This window comes from Rhizobium sp. 62_C5_N11_2 (genome assembly GCF_051811185.1).
GTDB classification, from domain to species: domain Bacteria; phylum Pseudomonadota; class Alphaproteobacteria; order Rhizobiales; family Rhizobiaceae; genus Rhizobium; species Rhizobium leguminosarum.
In genome coordinates this window covers 2,910,551-2,924,766 of record NZ_JBPWPW010000001.1, presented here as the reverse complement: position 1 = coordinate 2,924,766, position 14,216 = coordinate 2,910,551, and the positions used below count along the sequence as shown (strand labels likewise).

Genomic DNA, 14,216 nt, shown 5'->3' with positions numbered 1-14,216 from the left:
TAAGTACCATGCTAAAATCCATCGTTCATGAAATCATCGGTACATCCAGGCGTGAGCCTGACCTTCCGCAATCGCTCGAGCAGTTTCGCGACAGGAAGCGGGTGCTGATCATCTTCGCCGATGCGCAAGACGACCGCGCGCTCATTCAGGACGAATGGCTGCGCAAGTCGCATATGCGCCTCATCGAAGAAGACGTCGAAGTGTTCAGCATCGCCGGCGGCGGCGCGTTTGCGCTGTTCGACGATGACTGGGAACTCGATGCCGACGATATTCGCGAGCGGCTGCAGGGGCCGCCGACCGGCGAGTTCGGGTTGATCCTGATCGGACGCGACGGAACCGTGAAGCTGCGCTCGAGCGAGCCAATGACCGCGGAGGATATCTTCGCGGCCTTCGAGATGTTGCCGAAGAAGACGCCTTGGTAGTGTTTCGAGATTCCGTTTGAAGCGGAGCGCGGTGGAGCATCCGCGCCCGCAGCTTTTGCATGTTCAGAGTTCGAAGGCTTCCTTGAGGCCCAGACTCTTGCGTTCACGCAGGTCGAGATCGGCCTCGATATGGGCGATATGATGCAGCATCAGCTGGCAGGCGCGGTCGAGTTCGTTGGCTTCGATCGCCGAGATGATGTCACCATGTTCGGAGTGGCCGCAGCTCGATGCGGTCGACTGCCCATAGAGCGCAATCACCAGCGAGGAGCGGGCGACGAGTTCCTCCATGAAGCGCTGCATGATCGAATTGCCTGATATGAGCGCCAGCGTCAGATGAAAATCGCCCGATGCCTTGATTTCGGCGCGGCGCGCCGTCTGGCCGCGCTCGCTCATCAGACGGCCTTCTTCCAGCAGAAGCTGTCTCAGATGCGCGATGTCATCAGGCGTGATCCGCGCCGCGGCCTCGCGCAATATGCCGGGTTCGACCAGGCGTCGGGCGGAAAAGATCTGGCGAGCCTCTTCCGGCGAGGGATAGGCGACGAAAGCGCCGCGGTTCTTCTCGACGCTGACGAGGCCTTCATAGGACAGCGCCTGCAGGGCGGCGCGCGCAAGCGTGCGGCTGACGTTGAAGAGATTGCCGACATCGCTCTCCGAAAGCTTGGTGCCGGGCGAGAGCCTGCGCTCGACAATCGCTTCACGAATGGCATCGCGGATCTGTTGCGCGCCTGTTTCGGCGGAGTCTTCGGCTTGCTGAGCCTTGGCGGCGGATTTCATGAAAATCGATTTCCTGATGACGAGAAACCATATCCGTGTTCGCGGCAAAAGTTAAACGGAATTTGTGCCCGAAATGATGGCAATATTGTATACGATTTTCTGCACAAACTGTGCACGATAGCCTAAATCATGTGCAGAGTTCGTTGTGCATATAATTTGCTCTCGCAAGTTTTGCGTCGAAAAAAGCCTGATTTCGCAATGGCTTGACGCGAGCAACGGAGTTTGGCACGGCAGATGCATCGTCTTTTCCGAACAGGGGAAGGCATGATGTCGAAAGCGGCAGAGATCGATATAGTATCCGTTTCGAAGGTCTATGGCGCGACGACGGCGGTCCATGCGATCAGCCTGAAGATTCCGGCCGGCTCCTATTGCTGCTTCCTCGGCCCGTCGGGCTGCGGCAAGACCTCGACGCTGCGCATGATTGCCGGCCACGAGAGCATCTCGTCGGGCGACATCAGGCTCGGCAATATCGTCGTCACCGATTTTCCGCCGGCCAGGCGCGGCACGGCGATGATGTTCCAGTCCTACGCGCTTTTCCCGCATCTCGATTTGATCGACAACGTCGCCTTCAGTCTGAAGATGAAGGGCGTCGACAGGCAAGAGCGGCAAGCCAAGGCGCTCGAGATGCTGAAACTGATGCAGATGGAGGCCTATGCCAACCGGCGTCCGGCCCAGCTTTCCGGCGGCCAGCAGCAGCGCGTGGCGCTGGCGCGCGCGCTGATCACCGATCCGGAAGCGCTGCTGCTCGACGAGCCGCTGTCGGCGCTCGATCCGTTCCTGAAGATCCGCATGCGCGCCGAACTCAAGAAGCTGCAGAAGTCGCTCGGCATCACCTTCGTGCACGTCACTCATAGCCAGGAAGAGGCGATGGCGCTCGCCGACGTCATCGTCATCATGAATGACGGCCGGATCGAGCAGGCGGCCGCCCCGCGCGAGGTCTTCGAGCGGCCGGCGACTGCCTTCGTCGCGCGCTTCATGGGCGACCACAATGTGCTGTCCGGCCGGGTGACTTCGAGCGAGAACGGGGTGCTCGTCATGACCGTGCCGGAAGGTCAGAGCTTTTCCGTGCGCGGGACGGGCAGGGAAGTCGGCGAGCCTGTCGATATCGGTATCCGCACCGACCGCGTCCGCCTGCAAGTGGCGACCGAATGGACGCTCGGCTTCGACGGCATCGTCTCCAACATCGAATATCGCGGCTCTTCCGTAAAGATCACCGTTATCGGCGCCGGCAGCGACGATTTCACCGTCATTGCCGACGACGGCGACTATTTCGCCCGGCCGGTTGCCGTTGGCGACACCGTCTCGCTCAGCTGGGCGCTCGAAGATGCCGTACTTCTCGGCCGCTCTTCCGCATGAGCCATCACCATCAAGAACACTGAACCTTCTATCCAAGAAAAGGGGAACTGACATGACGACTGAAACGACATCGACCAAGGCGGAGAAGGGACTTTCCCGCCGCACGCTGCTGAAGACGGGTGCTGCCGCCGTCGGCGCCATCGCCGGCTCCGGCGCCATCACCGGCTTTCCCACCATCTGGGCGCAGACGAACATCACGCTTCGCCAGTTCGGCACCGGTGTTTCGAACATCAATGCCATCGCCGAGAAGTGCAAGGCCGATCTCGGCATCACCCTGGAGATGACGGCAACCGATTCAGACGCCGCCGCCCAGCGCGCCGTCACCCAGCCTGACAGCTATGATATCGCCGACATCGAATACTGGATCGCCAAGAAGGTGTTCCCGACTGGCGTCATGCAGCCGATGGACGTCAAGAAGCTGAAATATTACGACAAGATCGTGCCGCTGTTCATCAACGGCAAGCTGAAGCCGGAAAGCGTCATCGCCCAGGGCACGGCGCCGCACACGGTCGGCTTCGTCGAGGCGCAGGGTTCCAAGAAGTTCGCCAAGGAGCCGACGCAGTGGATGACGATGGTTCCGACCATCTACAACGCCGATACGCTTGGTATTCGCCCCGACCTCACCGGCCGTCCGATCACCAGCTGGGCCGATATTCTCGATCCGGCCTTCAAGGGCAAGACCGCGATCCTCAACATCCCGTCGATCGGCATCATGGATGCGGCGATGATCATGGAAGCCTCCGGCAAGATCAAATATGCCGACAAGGGCAACATGACGAAGGAAGAAATCGACAAGACGATCGACTTCCTGATCAAGACCAAGGGTGACGGCCAGTTCCGTGCCTTCTGGAAGTCGTTCGACGAAAGCGTCAACCTGATGGCCTCGGGCGAAGTCGTCATCCAGTCGATGTGGTCGCCGGCCGTCGCCGCTGTCCGTTCGAAGGGCATCGCCTGCACCTTCCAGCCGCTCAAGGAAGGCTATCGCGCCTGGGGCGGCGGTCTCGGCCTTGCCTCGCATCTCAAGGGCGCGCAGCTCGATGCCGCCTATGAATACATCAACTGGTACACGTCGGGCTGGGTCGGCGGCTACCTCAACCGCCAGGGTTACTATTCCGCCTGCATGGACACCGCCAAGGAATTCATGTCGGCCGACGAATGGGGCTACTGGATCGAGGGCAAGCCGGCGCAGGGTGATATCCTGTCTCCCGAGGGCAAAGTCATGGAGAAGGCCGGCGCCGTTCGCGACGGCGGTTCCTTCGAAGCCCGCATGGGCGCGGTTGCCTGCTGGAACTCCGTCATGGACGAGGACCGCTACATGGTCCGTCGCTGGAACGAGTTCATCGCTGCCTGATCTCCGCAGAGAGGGCGGAGAGCCACTGTCTTTGGCGATGCTCAAGACGTGGCTTCGCTCCGCCCACTCATCTGCCCTTCTGGCATCTGACCGGGGTCGAGCCACGGGTCTCGACCCGTCCTTTGGCGAGCAGAGGGAGTTCGCGGTTTGGCCGCGAGACGAAACTGAGGTGCGCGGTGGCTTAGGTGCCGCCGCGATTCTCTTCTCCTCGGCGGGGAGAAGGTGCCGGCAGGCGGACGAGGGGCGGGGCACGAGCCCTCGGTCGTCACGCTTGACAATGAGACAACGGAGAACCGGATCATGGCGACCATCGCGGCGGAAACGGAGGAGGACGGCCAGGGCGCGCGCGGCGGGCGCGGACTGAAGCTTTCCCCATCGGCGATATCCTATCTCCAGGCGACGCCGCTGTTCGTCATTCTCGGCTTCTTCTTCCTGCTGCCGATCGCCATGATCGGTGTCGTCAGCTTCTGGGACTACGATTTTGCCGGTCTCTATCCCGATTTCCTGACAATGAACTACACCGACACGCTCGGTTCGTGGGTGACGTGGAAGACCTATCTTAACACCTTGAAATTCACTGCGATTGTCTGGTCGCTGACGCTCGTCATCGGCTTCTGGATCGCCTATTTCTTGGCCTTCCACATTCGCAAGACTTCGACGCAGATGATCCTCTTCCTCGTCTGCACCGTGCCGTTCATGACGTCGAACATCATCCGCATGATCTCATGGATCCCGGTGCTCGGGCGCAACGGCCTCGTCAATTCGACGCTGATCAATATGGGCATCATCCCCAAGCCGATCGAATGGTTGCTCTATTCCGATTTCGCCGTCGTGCTCGCCATGGTGCATCTCTATACGCTGTTCATGGTGACGCCGATCTTCAACACGCTGATGCGCATCGACCGATCGTTGTTCGAGGCGGCGCGCGATGCCGGCGCCTCCGGCTGGCAGGTGCTGTGGAACGTCGTCATTCCGCTCGCCAAACCCGGTATGGCGATCGGCACAATCTTCGTCGTCACGCTCGTCATGGCTGATTTTTCGACGGTGCAGGTGATGTCCGGCGGCCAGAGCGCCTCGGTGGCACTGATGATGAAGAACCAGATGTCGCTGCTGCAATATCCGGCGGCTGCCGCCAACGCCGTGGTGCTGCTCGCCGTCGTGCTCCTGATGGTCGCGGCCATCCTGCGTGTCGTCGACATCCGCAAGGAGCTTTGAGATGAACCACGAAAAACGCGGCCTGGAATTCTATCTGCTGGCGATCTTCTTCATCATCTTCGTGCTGTTCCTCTACGGCCCGCTTTCGGCGATCCTGATCCTCTCCTTCCAGGGGCCGGATGGCGGCCTGACTTTCCCGATGAACGGTGTTTCCACGCACTGGTTCTTCAACCTGTTCGAGAAGCAGGCGGTCGGCGATTTCGGCGCTTCTTTCCGCCGCTCCTTCACCCTCGGGCTGATGGTGATGGTGGTGACTGTCGTCGTCTCGCTGCTCGCCGGCCTTGCCTTCCGCCGCCGCTTCCGCGGTTCCACCGCGCTGTTCTACGCCACAGTTGCCAGCCTCGTCGTGCCGTCGATCATCATCTCGCTCGGCATCGGCGTCGTCTTCCAGGAGGGAGGGCTGAAGCCTGCCTGGTATTCGTCGGCCTTCGGTGCGCATCTGACCTGGACGCTGCCGTTCGGCGTGCTGATCATGTTTGCCGTCTTCAACCGCTTTTCGCCGGCCTATGAAGAGGCGGCGCGTGACCTTGGCGCCAGCTCCTGGCAGACGTTCCGCCATGTGGTGTTGCCGATGATCGCGCCGAGCCTCGTCGGCGTCGGCCTGTTCGGCTTCACGCTTTCCTATGACGAATTCGCCCGCACGCTGATGACATCAGGCACCTACAATACGCTGCCGCTCGAAATCTACGGCATGACCACCAACGTCACGACGCCGGTGCTCTATGCGCTCGGCACGGTGACGACGCTGTTCTCCTTCACCATCATTCTCGTCGCACTCGGCATCATGACGATGCTCAGCCGGCGGCAGGCAAAGATAAACTGACATGCGCATCCTCATCGTCAATCCGAACACCACGGCCTCCATGACCGAGAAGGCCGCGACCGTCGCGCGTGCGGTGGCGGCATCCGGCACGGAGATCATCGCCGCCACCTCGCGCATGGGGCCGGTCTCCATCGAAGGACATTACGACGGTGCGCTGGCGATCCCCGGTCTGCTCGCTGAACTCAGGGACCGGCAGCCGGCGGGTTATGATGCGGCCGTGATCGCCTGCTTCGATGATACTGGGCTCGAAGCGGCGCGGACCCTTGCCGACGTGCCGATCCTCGGGCTTTGCGAATCCGCGGTGGTGACGGCGGGCTTTCTGGCGCAGCGCTTCACCGTGGTGACGACGCTGGAGCGGTCGCGGGTACTGATCGACAATCTGGTGCGCCGCTATGGCATGGGCGACCGCGCCAAGGTGCGCGCCTCCGATATCCCGGTGCTCGAGCTGGAAGATGCGGCCTCCGGCGCGATCGGCAAGCTCAGGGCCGAGATCGAGCGGGCGCTTTCAGAAGACGGAGCCGAGGCGATCGTACTCGGCTGTGCCGGCATGACCGATCTGGCCCGCGAGCTGCAGGAGATCTACGGCGTGCCTGTCGTCGATGGCGTCGCCGCCGCCGTCAAGCAGGCCGAAGCGCTGGTGTCGCTCGGACTTTGCACCAGCAAGCGCGGCTCCTACGCCTCGCCGCTGCCGAAACCCTTCACTGGGGCGATGAGCGGTTTCTCGCCGATCCTGAAGGTCGGCTGACCGATGTCCGTTTCCTTCGATTTCGAGCAGCTTACCGAGCGCCAACGCTACAAGCTGATGATCGGCACGATCATTCCGCGGCCGATTGCGCTGGTGACGACGGTCGACGAGAATGGCCGGATCAACGCCGCGCCCTTCAGTTTCTTCAACTGCCTTTCGGCCGATCCGCCGATCCTTGCGATCGGGGTCGAGAACAATGCCGACATGTCGTTCAAGGACACCGGCCACAATATCCGCATGACCGAGGTGTTCACGGTCAATATCGTCTCCTTCGCGATCGCTGAGGCCATGCATATCTGCGGCGCCAAATATCCGCGCGGCGTCGACGAGCTGAAGGAAGCCGGCCTGACGGCGATGCCGGGCGAGAAGGTGGCCTCGCCCTTCATCGCCGAGGCGCCGGCTGCCTTCGAATGCCGGCGGCATGTGACGCTGGAGCTTGGCCGCTCGCGGCAGATCATCATGGGCGAGATCGTCTACGCGCATTACCGCGACGGGGTCGTCGATCCGGAACGGCTGCATGTCGATCCGGCCGCGGTCGATGCCATTGCGAGGCTCGGCGGCGATACCTGCGCCACCATCCGCGACCGTTTCGAGATGCTGACGCCGAAGCTCTGACATAGAGCATTTTGGTTTTCTTCGAGTGACGAAAATGCTCTATCTCTTTGGCTTCGCGCAATTCCGGACGCAAAACCGCTGCGCACTCTTGCTGGAATTGCTCCAGGGATAGGCCCAAGTTTTTGCTTTACTTTTTCGGCTCCCGCGAGAATGGTCGGCTACGGATCATCGCGACAGAGGAGCGCTTTACCCATGACAATCGAGGACGATCTCAGCCGGATCGCGGAGCAGGAGAAAGTCCTGAGCTTCGACGCCTTCGACCTGACGACGGCATGGCAGCTCGGCAAGCTTCTGCAGGAACTCGCCACCGAGCGCGGCCTCGGCATCGCGATCGACGTGACCCTGCATTCGATGCCGGTCTTCTATGCGGCACTCCCGGGTGTCACGCCCGACAACGTCAACTGGGTGCGTCGCAAGCGCAATATGGTGCTGCGTTATTTCCGCAGCAGCTACGCTTCCGGCCTGAAGCTGCAGAAGGACGGCAAGACGGTCGAGGATAACGGGCTTTCCGGCGCCGACTATGCGCCGCATGGCGGCAGTTTCCCGATCAACGTCAAGGGCACCGGTTGCATCGGCGCCGTCACCGTCTCGGGACTGCCGCAGCGCGACGACCATAATCTCGCGGTCGAAGCGCTGGCGCTGATGCTGGCGAAGGATCTGGATACGCTCCGGCTCGCCCCGCCGCTTTGATGCGGTTTTTCCCGCCGTAATTTTGACAGAAAAAAGCCATGAAAACTTCAAATTTGCGTCGCCGTGACGGTGACGCGGGCTTGTCCTACGGCTAAGCTGCGGCATCGCACTCCTCATCTTACCCGGGACGCCATGATCCGCTTGTTTCTTGCGCTTGCCGCCACCATCGGCTTCGGCCTTTTGCTTGCCTCCTGCAACACGCTTTCCAAGGAGGAATGCGTCGCCGCCGACTGGCGGGTGATCGGCGAGAGCGACGGCGCGGCGGGCTACGAGCCGCAACAGCGCTTCGCCGCACATGCGAAATCCTGCGAGCGGGTCAAGATCGTACCCGATCAGACGATCTGGTTTCAGGGATATCAGGCCGGTCTGGTGCGCTACTGCACGCCGCTCAGCGGGCTTGCGCGCGGCCAGGCGGGCAGCGGCTACGCCAATGTCTGCCCGCCCGAGACCGCGCCGGGCTTCCTGCGCGGCTTCAACCTCGGCAGCAAGCAGCACGAGCTGCAGTCGCGTCTCAGCTCGATGCAGAGCGATTATAGCAATAAGGAAACTGAAATCGACGAGCTTTCCGACAAGCTGAGAGATGCCAAGGACGGTGACCGCTCGGAACTGCGCCGGCGGACCGAGGATCTCGAAGACGACATGCACGACATCCGCCGCGACCAGCGCGACGTGCAGGACGATCTCGACCGTGTCAACGAGGATGTCGAGTGGTTCCAGCGGAACCCGAGTGTCGAACTGCCGGCGCCGGGTTACTGATCCTTATAGCGCCGCGCGTCTTTTCGGACGCGCAAAGGACGCTGTAAATTGAATAGTTAGAGCGTGATACCGAAAACCGCTCACACTTTTCGCCATCATGCTCTGCTTCAGAGCTTCCCGCCGGCCTCGGCGATGCCCCTTGTCAGGCTGCCCGTTGCCGGGAAGAGTGGGATGAGGCAGGCCTGCAGGGCGTGATAGATATCGCCCTTGCCGGGGAACAGCGAATGCGAGGGGACGAGATCTTCCGTCAGTTCCTCGTGCCAGCCGCCGTTCTTGTGATCGATGAAGGCGCGTTCGATCACGTTCCAGATCCTGCGGTAGCTCTCTTCGTGGTAATCGCTCGGCAGGTGTTCGTTGAGGAAATGTGCAGCGGCCGCACCTTCGCAGGCTGGCCACCAGAGCTTGTTGCGCTTGGCGGGCTTGTCGTCCCAATCGAGCGTATAGAAGAAGCCGCCCTTGTCGTTGTCCCAGCCGAGCGCCATGGATTGCGCAAAGAGCGCCTTGGCCGCATCCGGCATCCATTCGATGCGTTTGCCGCCGAGCGCCCAGAGCTGCAGGATGAGGCGGGCCCATTCCAGCCAGTGGCCGGGTGTCGTGCCGGCCGGGCGGAACATTTCATTCGGATGATAGTATGTCTTGTCGAGATTCCATTCGGCGTCGAAATGCTCGGCGACGCGCCAGTCAACCGAACCGGCGGCGCGACGGATGACGAGATCGGCGATGCTTTCGGCCTTGGTCAGATAGTCCCGGTCGCCGGTGGCTTCGAAGGCCGCCATCAGCGCTTCGGTCAGGTGCATGTTGGAGTTCTGACCGCGATAGGCGCCGCCGTCGAGCGGCTGCCAGTCGGCGGTGAATTCCTCGGCGATTGCGCCGTGTTTCGCTTCCCAGAACTTCGTATTCAGGATCTCGGTGATATCATCAAGCATGCCGTCGGCAAGCGGATGGCCGATCGTCTTTGCGGCTGAGGCGGCAAGCAACACGAAAGCATGGCCATAGCCCTGCTTGTTGGAATCGACGGGACCGTTATTGTCGAGGGACCAGAAATAGCCACCATTTTTCCGGTCGCGATGATGGTTCCAGATATAGTCCATGCCGTGGTCGACGACATCGGCAGCGCCGGGACGACCAAGCAGGGCGCCGATCGAGAAGCAATGCACGGCGCGCGCGGCGATATGGATGCCGCGGACCTGGCCCTCGGCGTCGAGCGGCCCGCCTTGGTCGTCGAGATCGTAGAAACCGCCCTTGGGGTTGACCGAATTGTGCTGGAAGAAATCGAAAAGACCGTTCGCCTGGGTCAGCAGCCAGTCGCGATGATAGGCGCGGGTCGTCCAGTTTCCAAGCGCGGCGTTGCCGGTTGCGGGTGCCATGATGCTCCTCCGATTTCGTGCACAAGCGTCGCAAACGCCTATATAGAGGTCGGGCAAGCCTGTCATCTGGCTAGCGCATCGTGCTTTCCGAAAATCGAATTTCGGAAAACACGATGCGCAGATTCAAACTGCTACAGCGTCCTTTGCGCGTCTTAAAAGACGCGCGGCGCTGTAGACTTGCAAAGCACGAAATCGCCAGGCATATATTGACATAAAGATATCTTTATGTGATTTGGAAGTCTGGTCTTATGACGTCAAGGAGCCCTCCCGTGTTTGACAATCTCTTTGGTCCGGAAACGGGCAAGCGTGACGGCAGTGAAGTTTTCGCAGCTTTGAAACAAGCCGCGAGCGAACGCATCCTTGTTCTCGACGGCGCCATGGGCACGCAGATCCAGGGGCTCGGCTATGACGAAGACCAGTTTCGCGGAACGCGCTTCATCGGCTGCGCCTGTCACCAGAAGGGCAATAACGACCTTCTGATCCTGACCCAGCCGGATGCGATCGAAGAGATCCATTACAGATACGCCAAGGCCGGCGCCGACATTCTCGAGACCAACACCTTCTCCTCGACCCGCATCGCGCAGGCCGATTACGAGATGGAAGGTGCGGTTTACGACCTCAACAAGGAAGGCGCCGAGATCGTGCGCCGGGCGGCACTGCGCGCCGAGCGCGAGGACGGCCGCCGCCGCTTTGTCGCCGGCGCCATCGGGCCGACCAACCGCACCGCCTCGATCTCGCCTGACGTCAACAATCCCGGTTTCCGCGCCGTCACCTTCGACGATCTGCGTTCCGCCTATGGCGAGCAGATCGACGGGCTGATCGACGGCGGCGCCGACATCATCCTCATCGAGACGATCTTCGACACGCTGAACGCCAAGGCGGCGATCTTCGCCTGCGAGGAGCGCTTCGAGGCCAAGGGCGTGCGTCTGCCCGTGATGATCTCCGGCACGATCACCGACCTTTCCGGCCGCACGCTGTCCGGCCAGACGCCGTCGGCCTTCTGGAATTCCGTGCGCCATGCCAATCCCTTCACGATCGGGCTCAACTGCGCGCTCGGCGCCAATGCGATGCGCCCGCACCTGCAGGAGCTTTCGGGCGTTGCCGACACCTTCATCTGCGCCTATCCGAATGCCGGCCTGCCGAACGAGTTCGGCCAGTATGACGAAACGCCGGAGCTGATGGCGGCGCAGATCGACAGCTTCGCCCGCGAAGGCCTGGTCAACATCGTCGGTGGCTGCTGCGGCTCGACGCCGGAGCATATCAAGGCGATCGCCGAGACCGTTGCCAAGTACAAGCCACGGCCGATTCCCGAGCACCGCCCCTTCATGTCGCTGTCGGGTCTCGAACCCTTCGAACTGACGAAGGACATCCCCTTCGTCAATGTCGGCGAGCGCACCAACGTCACCGGCTCGGCCCGCTTCCGCAAGCTGATCACCAACGCCGATTTCACCGCAGCGCTCGATGTCGCCCGCGACCAGGTTGAGAACGGGGCGCAGGTGATCGACATCAACATGGACGAAGGCCTGATCGATTCCGAAAAGGCGATGGTCGAGTTCCTCAACCTGATCGCCGCCGAGCCTGACATCGCCCGCGTGCCTGTGATGATCGACTCGTCGAAGTTCTCGATCATCGAATCCGGCCTGAAGCGCGTCCAGGGCAAGCCGATCGTCAACTCGATCTCGCTGAAGGAAGGCGAGGAGAACTTCCTCGCCCAGGCGCGGCTGCTGCACAATTACGGTGCCGCCGTCGTCGTCATGGCCTTCGATGAGACGGGGCAAGCGGACAGCTACGAGCGCAAGGTGGATATCTGCACGCGCGCCTACAAGCTGCTGACCGAAAAGATCGGCTACCCGCCTGAGGACATCATTTTCGATCCGAACATCTTCGCGGTCGCCACCGGCATCGAAGAGCACAACAACTACGGCGTCGATTTCATCGAGGCGACGCGGACGATCCGCGAGCGCATGCCGCTGGTGCATATTTCGGGCGGCGTCTCCAACCTGTCCTTCTCGTTCCGCGGCAACGAGCCGGTGCGCGAGGCGATGCATGCCGTGTTCCTCTACCACGCCATCCAGGCAGGCATGGACATGGGCATCGTCAATGCCGGCCAGCTTGCCGTCTACGACAATATCGATCCCGAGCTGCGCCAGGCTTGCGAGGACGTGGTGCTGAACCGCCGCCCCGACGGCACCGAGCGGCTGCTCGAAGTGGCCGAGCGTTTCCGTGGCGCCGGTGCCAGGGAAGGCCGGGTCCAGGATCTTTCCTGGCGCGAATGGAGCGTCGAGAAGCGTCTCGAACACGCGCTGGTCAACGGCATCACCGAATATATCGAGGCCGATACCGAGGAGGCGCGCCTGCAGGCCGCCCGGCCGCTGCACGTCATCGAAGGGCCGCTGATGGCCGGCATGAATGTCGTCGGCGACCTGTTCGGCTCGGGCAAGATGTTCCTGCCGCAGGTGGTCAAGTCGGCGCGCGTGATGAAGCAGGCGGTCGCCGTGCTGCTGCCCTACATGGAAGAGGAAAAGCGCCTCAACGGCGGCGATGAACGCCGGTCGGCCGGCAAGATCCTGATGGCGACGGTCAAGGGCGACGTACACGATATCGGTAAGAACATCGTCGGCGTCGTGCTTGCCTGCAACAATTACGAGATCGTCGACCTCGGCGTCATGGTGCCGGCGACGAAGATCCTTGAAACGGCGATTGCCGAGAAGGTCGACGTCATCGGCCTTTCCGGCCTGATCACGCCGTCGCTCGACGAGATGGTGCATGTTGCCGCCGAGATGGAGCGGCAGGGTTTCGAGATCCCGCTGTTGATCGGCGGGGCGACGACCAGCCGCGTGCATACGGCCGTGAAGATCCATCCGGGCTACAACAAGGGGCAGACGGTCTACGTCACCGATGCGAGCCGCGCCGTCGGCGTTGTTTCGGCGCTGCTGTCGCCGGAGACCCGCCAGAGCTATGTCGACGATATAAGAGCCGAATATGCCAAGGTGGCGGCCGCCCATGCGCGCAGCGAGGCCGAGAAGGTGCGCCTGCCATTGCCCCGGGCTCGCGAGAATGCCCACAAGATCGACTGGTCTGCCTACCAGCCGGTGAAGCCGCAATTCTTCGGCACGCGGGTGTTCGAGGATTACGATCTGGCCGAGCTTGCCAAATACATCGACTGGACGCCGTTCTTCCAGACCTGGGAGCTGCGCGGCCGTTACCCCGCCATTCTGGAAGACGAGAAGCAGGGCGAGGCGGCGCGCGCGCTCTGGGCCGATGCGCAGGCCATGCTCAAGAAGATCATCGACGAGAAGTGGTTCCGCCCGCGCGCCGTCATCGGCTTCTGGCCGGCCGGCGCCGTCGGCGACGATATCCGGCTGTTCACGGACGAGAGCCGGAAACAGGAGCTTGAGACCTTCTATACGCTGCGGCAGCAGCTTTCGAAGCGGGACGGGCGGCCGAACGTGGCGCTCTCCGACTTCGTCGCGCCTGTCACAAGCGGTGTTCAGGATTATGTCGGCGGCTTCGTGGTGACGGCGGGTATCGAGGAGATCGCCATTGCCGAACGTTTCGAACGGGCGAACGACGATTATTCTTCGATCCTCGTCAAGGCGCTGGCCGACCGCTTCGCCGAAGCTTTTGCCGAGCGCATGCATGAACAGGTACGACGCGAATACTGGGGCTATGCCAAGGACGAGACGCTCAGCAAGGAGGATCTCATCACCGAAGCCTATGCCGGCATCCGCCCGGCGCCCGGTTATCCCGCCCAGCCTGACCACACCGAAAAGGCAACGCTGTTCAAACTGCTCGACGCTGAAAAAGCGGCTGGCGTGAAGCTGACGGAGAGCTATGCGATGTGGCCGGGTTCCTCGGTCTCCGGCCTCTATATCGGCCATCCCGACTCCTATTATTTCGGCGTTGCCAAGGTGGAGCGCGATCAGGTGGAAGACTATGCGGCCCGCAAGGGCATGGAGGTTTCCGAAGTCGAGCGCTGGCTCGGACCGGTGCTGAACTACGTGCCGCGCAAGGTCGAAACCGAGATCGAGGATGCGGCGTAACCAGCCGTTTGGCGTCGTCCGCTGATAAAGTGATTCAAGAAACGATGGAGCCGGAAAGT

The 14,216-nt window shown here is 61.7% G+C and carries 12 protein-coding genes; 10 read left to right on the top strand and 2 right to left on the bottom strand.

Annotated elements, in window-relative coordinates:
* The first annotated feature begins 8 nt into the window (after positions 1–8).
* Positions 9–422 (top strand): DUF4174 domain-containing protein, encoded by a 414-nt coding sequence (locus AB8B31_RS14700; protein WP_018446598.1) that lies wholly within the window; start codon positions 9–11, stop codon positions 420–422.
* Between the two features lie 63 nt (positions 423–485).
* Here the strand turns inward: AB8B31_RS14700 and AB8B31_RS14695 are convergent, their stop codons facing one another.
* Entirely contained in the window at positions 486–1,196 is a 711-nt protein-coding gene (locus AB8B31_RS14695) for a GntR family transcriptional regulator (RefSeq protein ID WP_018242923.1), read from the bottom strand.
* Between the two features lie 267 nt (positions 1,197–1,463).
* Between AB8B31_RS14695 and AB8B31_RS14690 the strand changes: the two genes are divergently transcribed.
* The 8 genes from AB8B31_RS14690 to AB8B31_RS14655 all read left to right on the top strand — a co-directional run bounded on the left by AB8B31_RS14690 (position 1,464) and on the right by AB8B31_RS14655 (position 8,747).
* Positions 1,464–2,552 carry an ABC transporter ATP-binding protein gene (locus tag AB8B31_RS14690; RefSeq protein WP_018446597.1) on the top strand — a complete coding sequence of 363 codons (1,089 nt, stop codon included), beginning with the start codon at positions 1,464–1,466 and terminating at the stop codon, positions 2,550–2,552.
* 52 nt (positions 2,553–2,604) lie between these two features.
* The gene (locus tag AB8B31_RS14685; RefSeq protein ID WP_018074083.1) at positions 2,605–3,903 is read left to right on the top strand and encodes an ABC transporter substrate-binding protein; all 1,299 of its coding nucleotides are present in this window, start codon (positions 2,605–2,607) and stop codon (positions 3,901–3,903) included.
* A 300-nt stretch (positions 3,904–4,203) separates the two neighbouring features.
* Positions 4,204–5,118 carry an ABC transporter permease gene (locus tag AB8B31_RS14680; RefSeq protein WP_130652792.1) on the top strand — a complete coding sequence of 305 codons (915 nt, stop codon included), beginning with the start codon at positions 4,204–4,206 and terminating at the stop codon, positions 5,116–5,118.
* 1 nt (position 5,119) lies between these two features.
* A complete protein-coding gene (locus AB8B31_RS14675; protein ID WP_018242920.1) occupies positions 5,120–5,941 on the top strand; it encodes an ABC transporter permease in 822 nt (273 codons plus the stop codon).
* A gap of 1 nt (position 5,942) precedes the next feature.
* The gene (locus AB8B31_RS14670) at positions 5,943–6,686 is read left to right on the top strand and encodes an aspartate/glutamate racemase family protein (RefSeq protein WP_130652791.1); all 744 of its coding nucleotides are present in this window, start codon (positions 5,943–5,945) and stop codon (positions 6,684–6,686) included.
* A gap of 3 nt (positions 6,687–6,689) precedes the next feature.
* On the top strand, positions 6,690–7,301 hold the full coding sequence (locus AB8B31_RS14665; RefSeq protein WP_130652790.1) for a flavin reductase family protein: 612 nt from the start codon (positions 6,690–6,692) through the stop codon (positions 7,299–7,301).
* A 192-nt stretch (positions 7,302–7,493) separates the two neighbouring features.
* A complete protein-coding gene (locus AB8B31_RS14660; protein WP_018446594.1) occupies positions 7,494–7,991 on the top strand; it encodes a heme-degrading domain-containing protein in 498 nt (165 codons plus the stop codon).
* A 132-nt stretch (positions 7,992–8,123) separates the two neighbouring features.
* Positions 8,124–8,747 carry a DUF2799 domain-containing protein gene (locus tag AB8B31_RS14655; protein WP_130748010.1) on the top strand — a complete coding sequence of 208 codons (624 nt, stop codon included), beginning with the start codon at positions 8,124–8,126 and terminating at the stop codon, positions 8,745–8,747.
* 107 nt (positions 8,748–8,854) lie between these two features.
* On the opposite strand, the gene AB8B31_RS14650 is transcribed toward AB8B31_RS14655, so the two are convergent.
* Positions 8,855–10,114, bottom strand: a complete 1,260-nt coding sequence (locus AB8B31_RS14650) for an AGE family epimerase/isomerase (RefSeq protein ID WP_130652788.1) — start codon at positions 10,112–10,114, stop codon at positions 8,855–8,857.
* Between the two features lie 269 nt (positions 10,115–10,383).
* On the opposite strand from AB8B31_RS14650, the gene metH reads away from it, so the two are divergent.
* Entirely contained in the window at positions 10,384–14,157 is a 3,774-nt protein-coding gene (gene metH, locus AB8B31_RS14645) for a methionine synthase (RefSeq protein WP_130652787.1), read from the top strand.
* Positions 14,158–14,216: the final 59 nt, after the last annotated feature.

Coding starts and splice junctions, on each gene's coding strand:
- AB8B31_RS14665 (WP_130652790.1), top strand. CDS start 6,690: ATGTCCGTTTCCTTCGATTTCGAGCAGCTTACCGAGCGCCAACGCTAC.
- AB8B31_RS14670 (WP_130652791.1), top strand. CDS start 5,943: ATGCGCATCCTCATCGTCAATCCGAACACCACGGCCTCCATGACCGAG.
- AB8B31_RS14700 (WP_018446598.1), top strand. CDS start 9: ATGCTAAAATCCATCGTTCATGAAATCATCGGTACATCCAGGCGTGAG.
- AB8B31_RS14685 (WP_018074083.1), top strand. CDS start 2,605: ATGACGACTGAAACGACATCGACCAAGGCGGAGAAGGGACTTTCCCGC.
- AB8B31_RS14660 (WP_018446594.1), top strand. CDS start 7,494: ATGACAATCGAGGACGATCTCAGCCGGATCGCGGAGCAGGAGAAAGTC.
- AB8B31_RS14680 (WP_130652792.1), top strand. CDS start 4,204: ATGGCGACCATCGCGGCGGAAACGGAGGAGGACGGCCAGGGCGCGCGC.
- AB8B31_RS14690 (WP_018446597.1), top strand. CDS start 1,464: ATGTCGAAAGCGGCAGAGATCGATATAGTATCCGTTTCGAAGGTCTAT.
- AB8B31_RS14650 (WP_130652788.1), bottom strand. CDS start 10,114: ATGGCACCCGCAACCGGCAACGCCGCGCTTGGAAACTGGACGACCCGC.
- AB8B31_RS14675 (WP_018242920.1), top strand. CDS start 5,120: ATGAACCACGAAAAACGCGGCCTGGAATTCTATCTGCTGGCGATCTTC.
- AB8B31_RS14655 (WP_130748010.1), top strand. CDS start 8,124: ATGATCCGCTTGTTTCTTGCGCTTGCCGCCACCATCGGCTTCGGCCTT.
- AB8B31_RS14695 (WP_018242923.1), bottom strand. CDS start 1,196: ATGAAATCCGCCGCCAAGGCTCAGCAAGCCGAAGACTCCGCCGAAACA.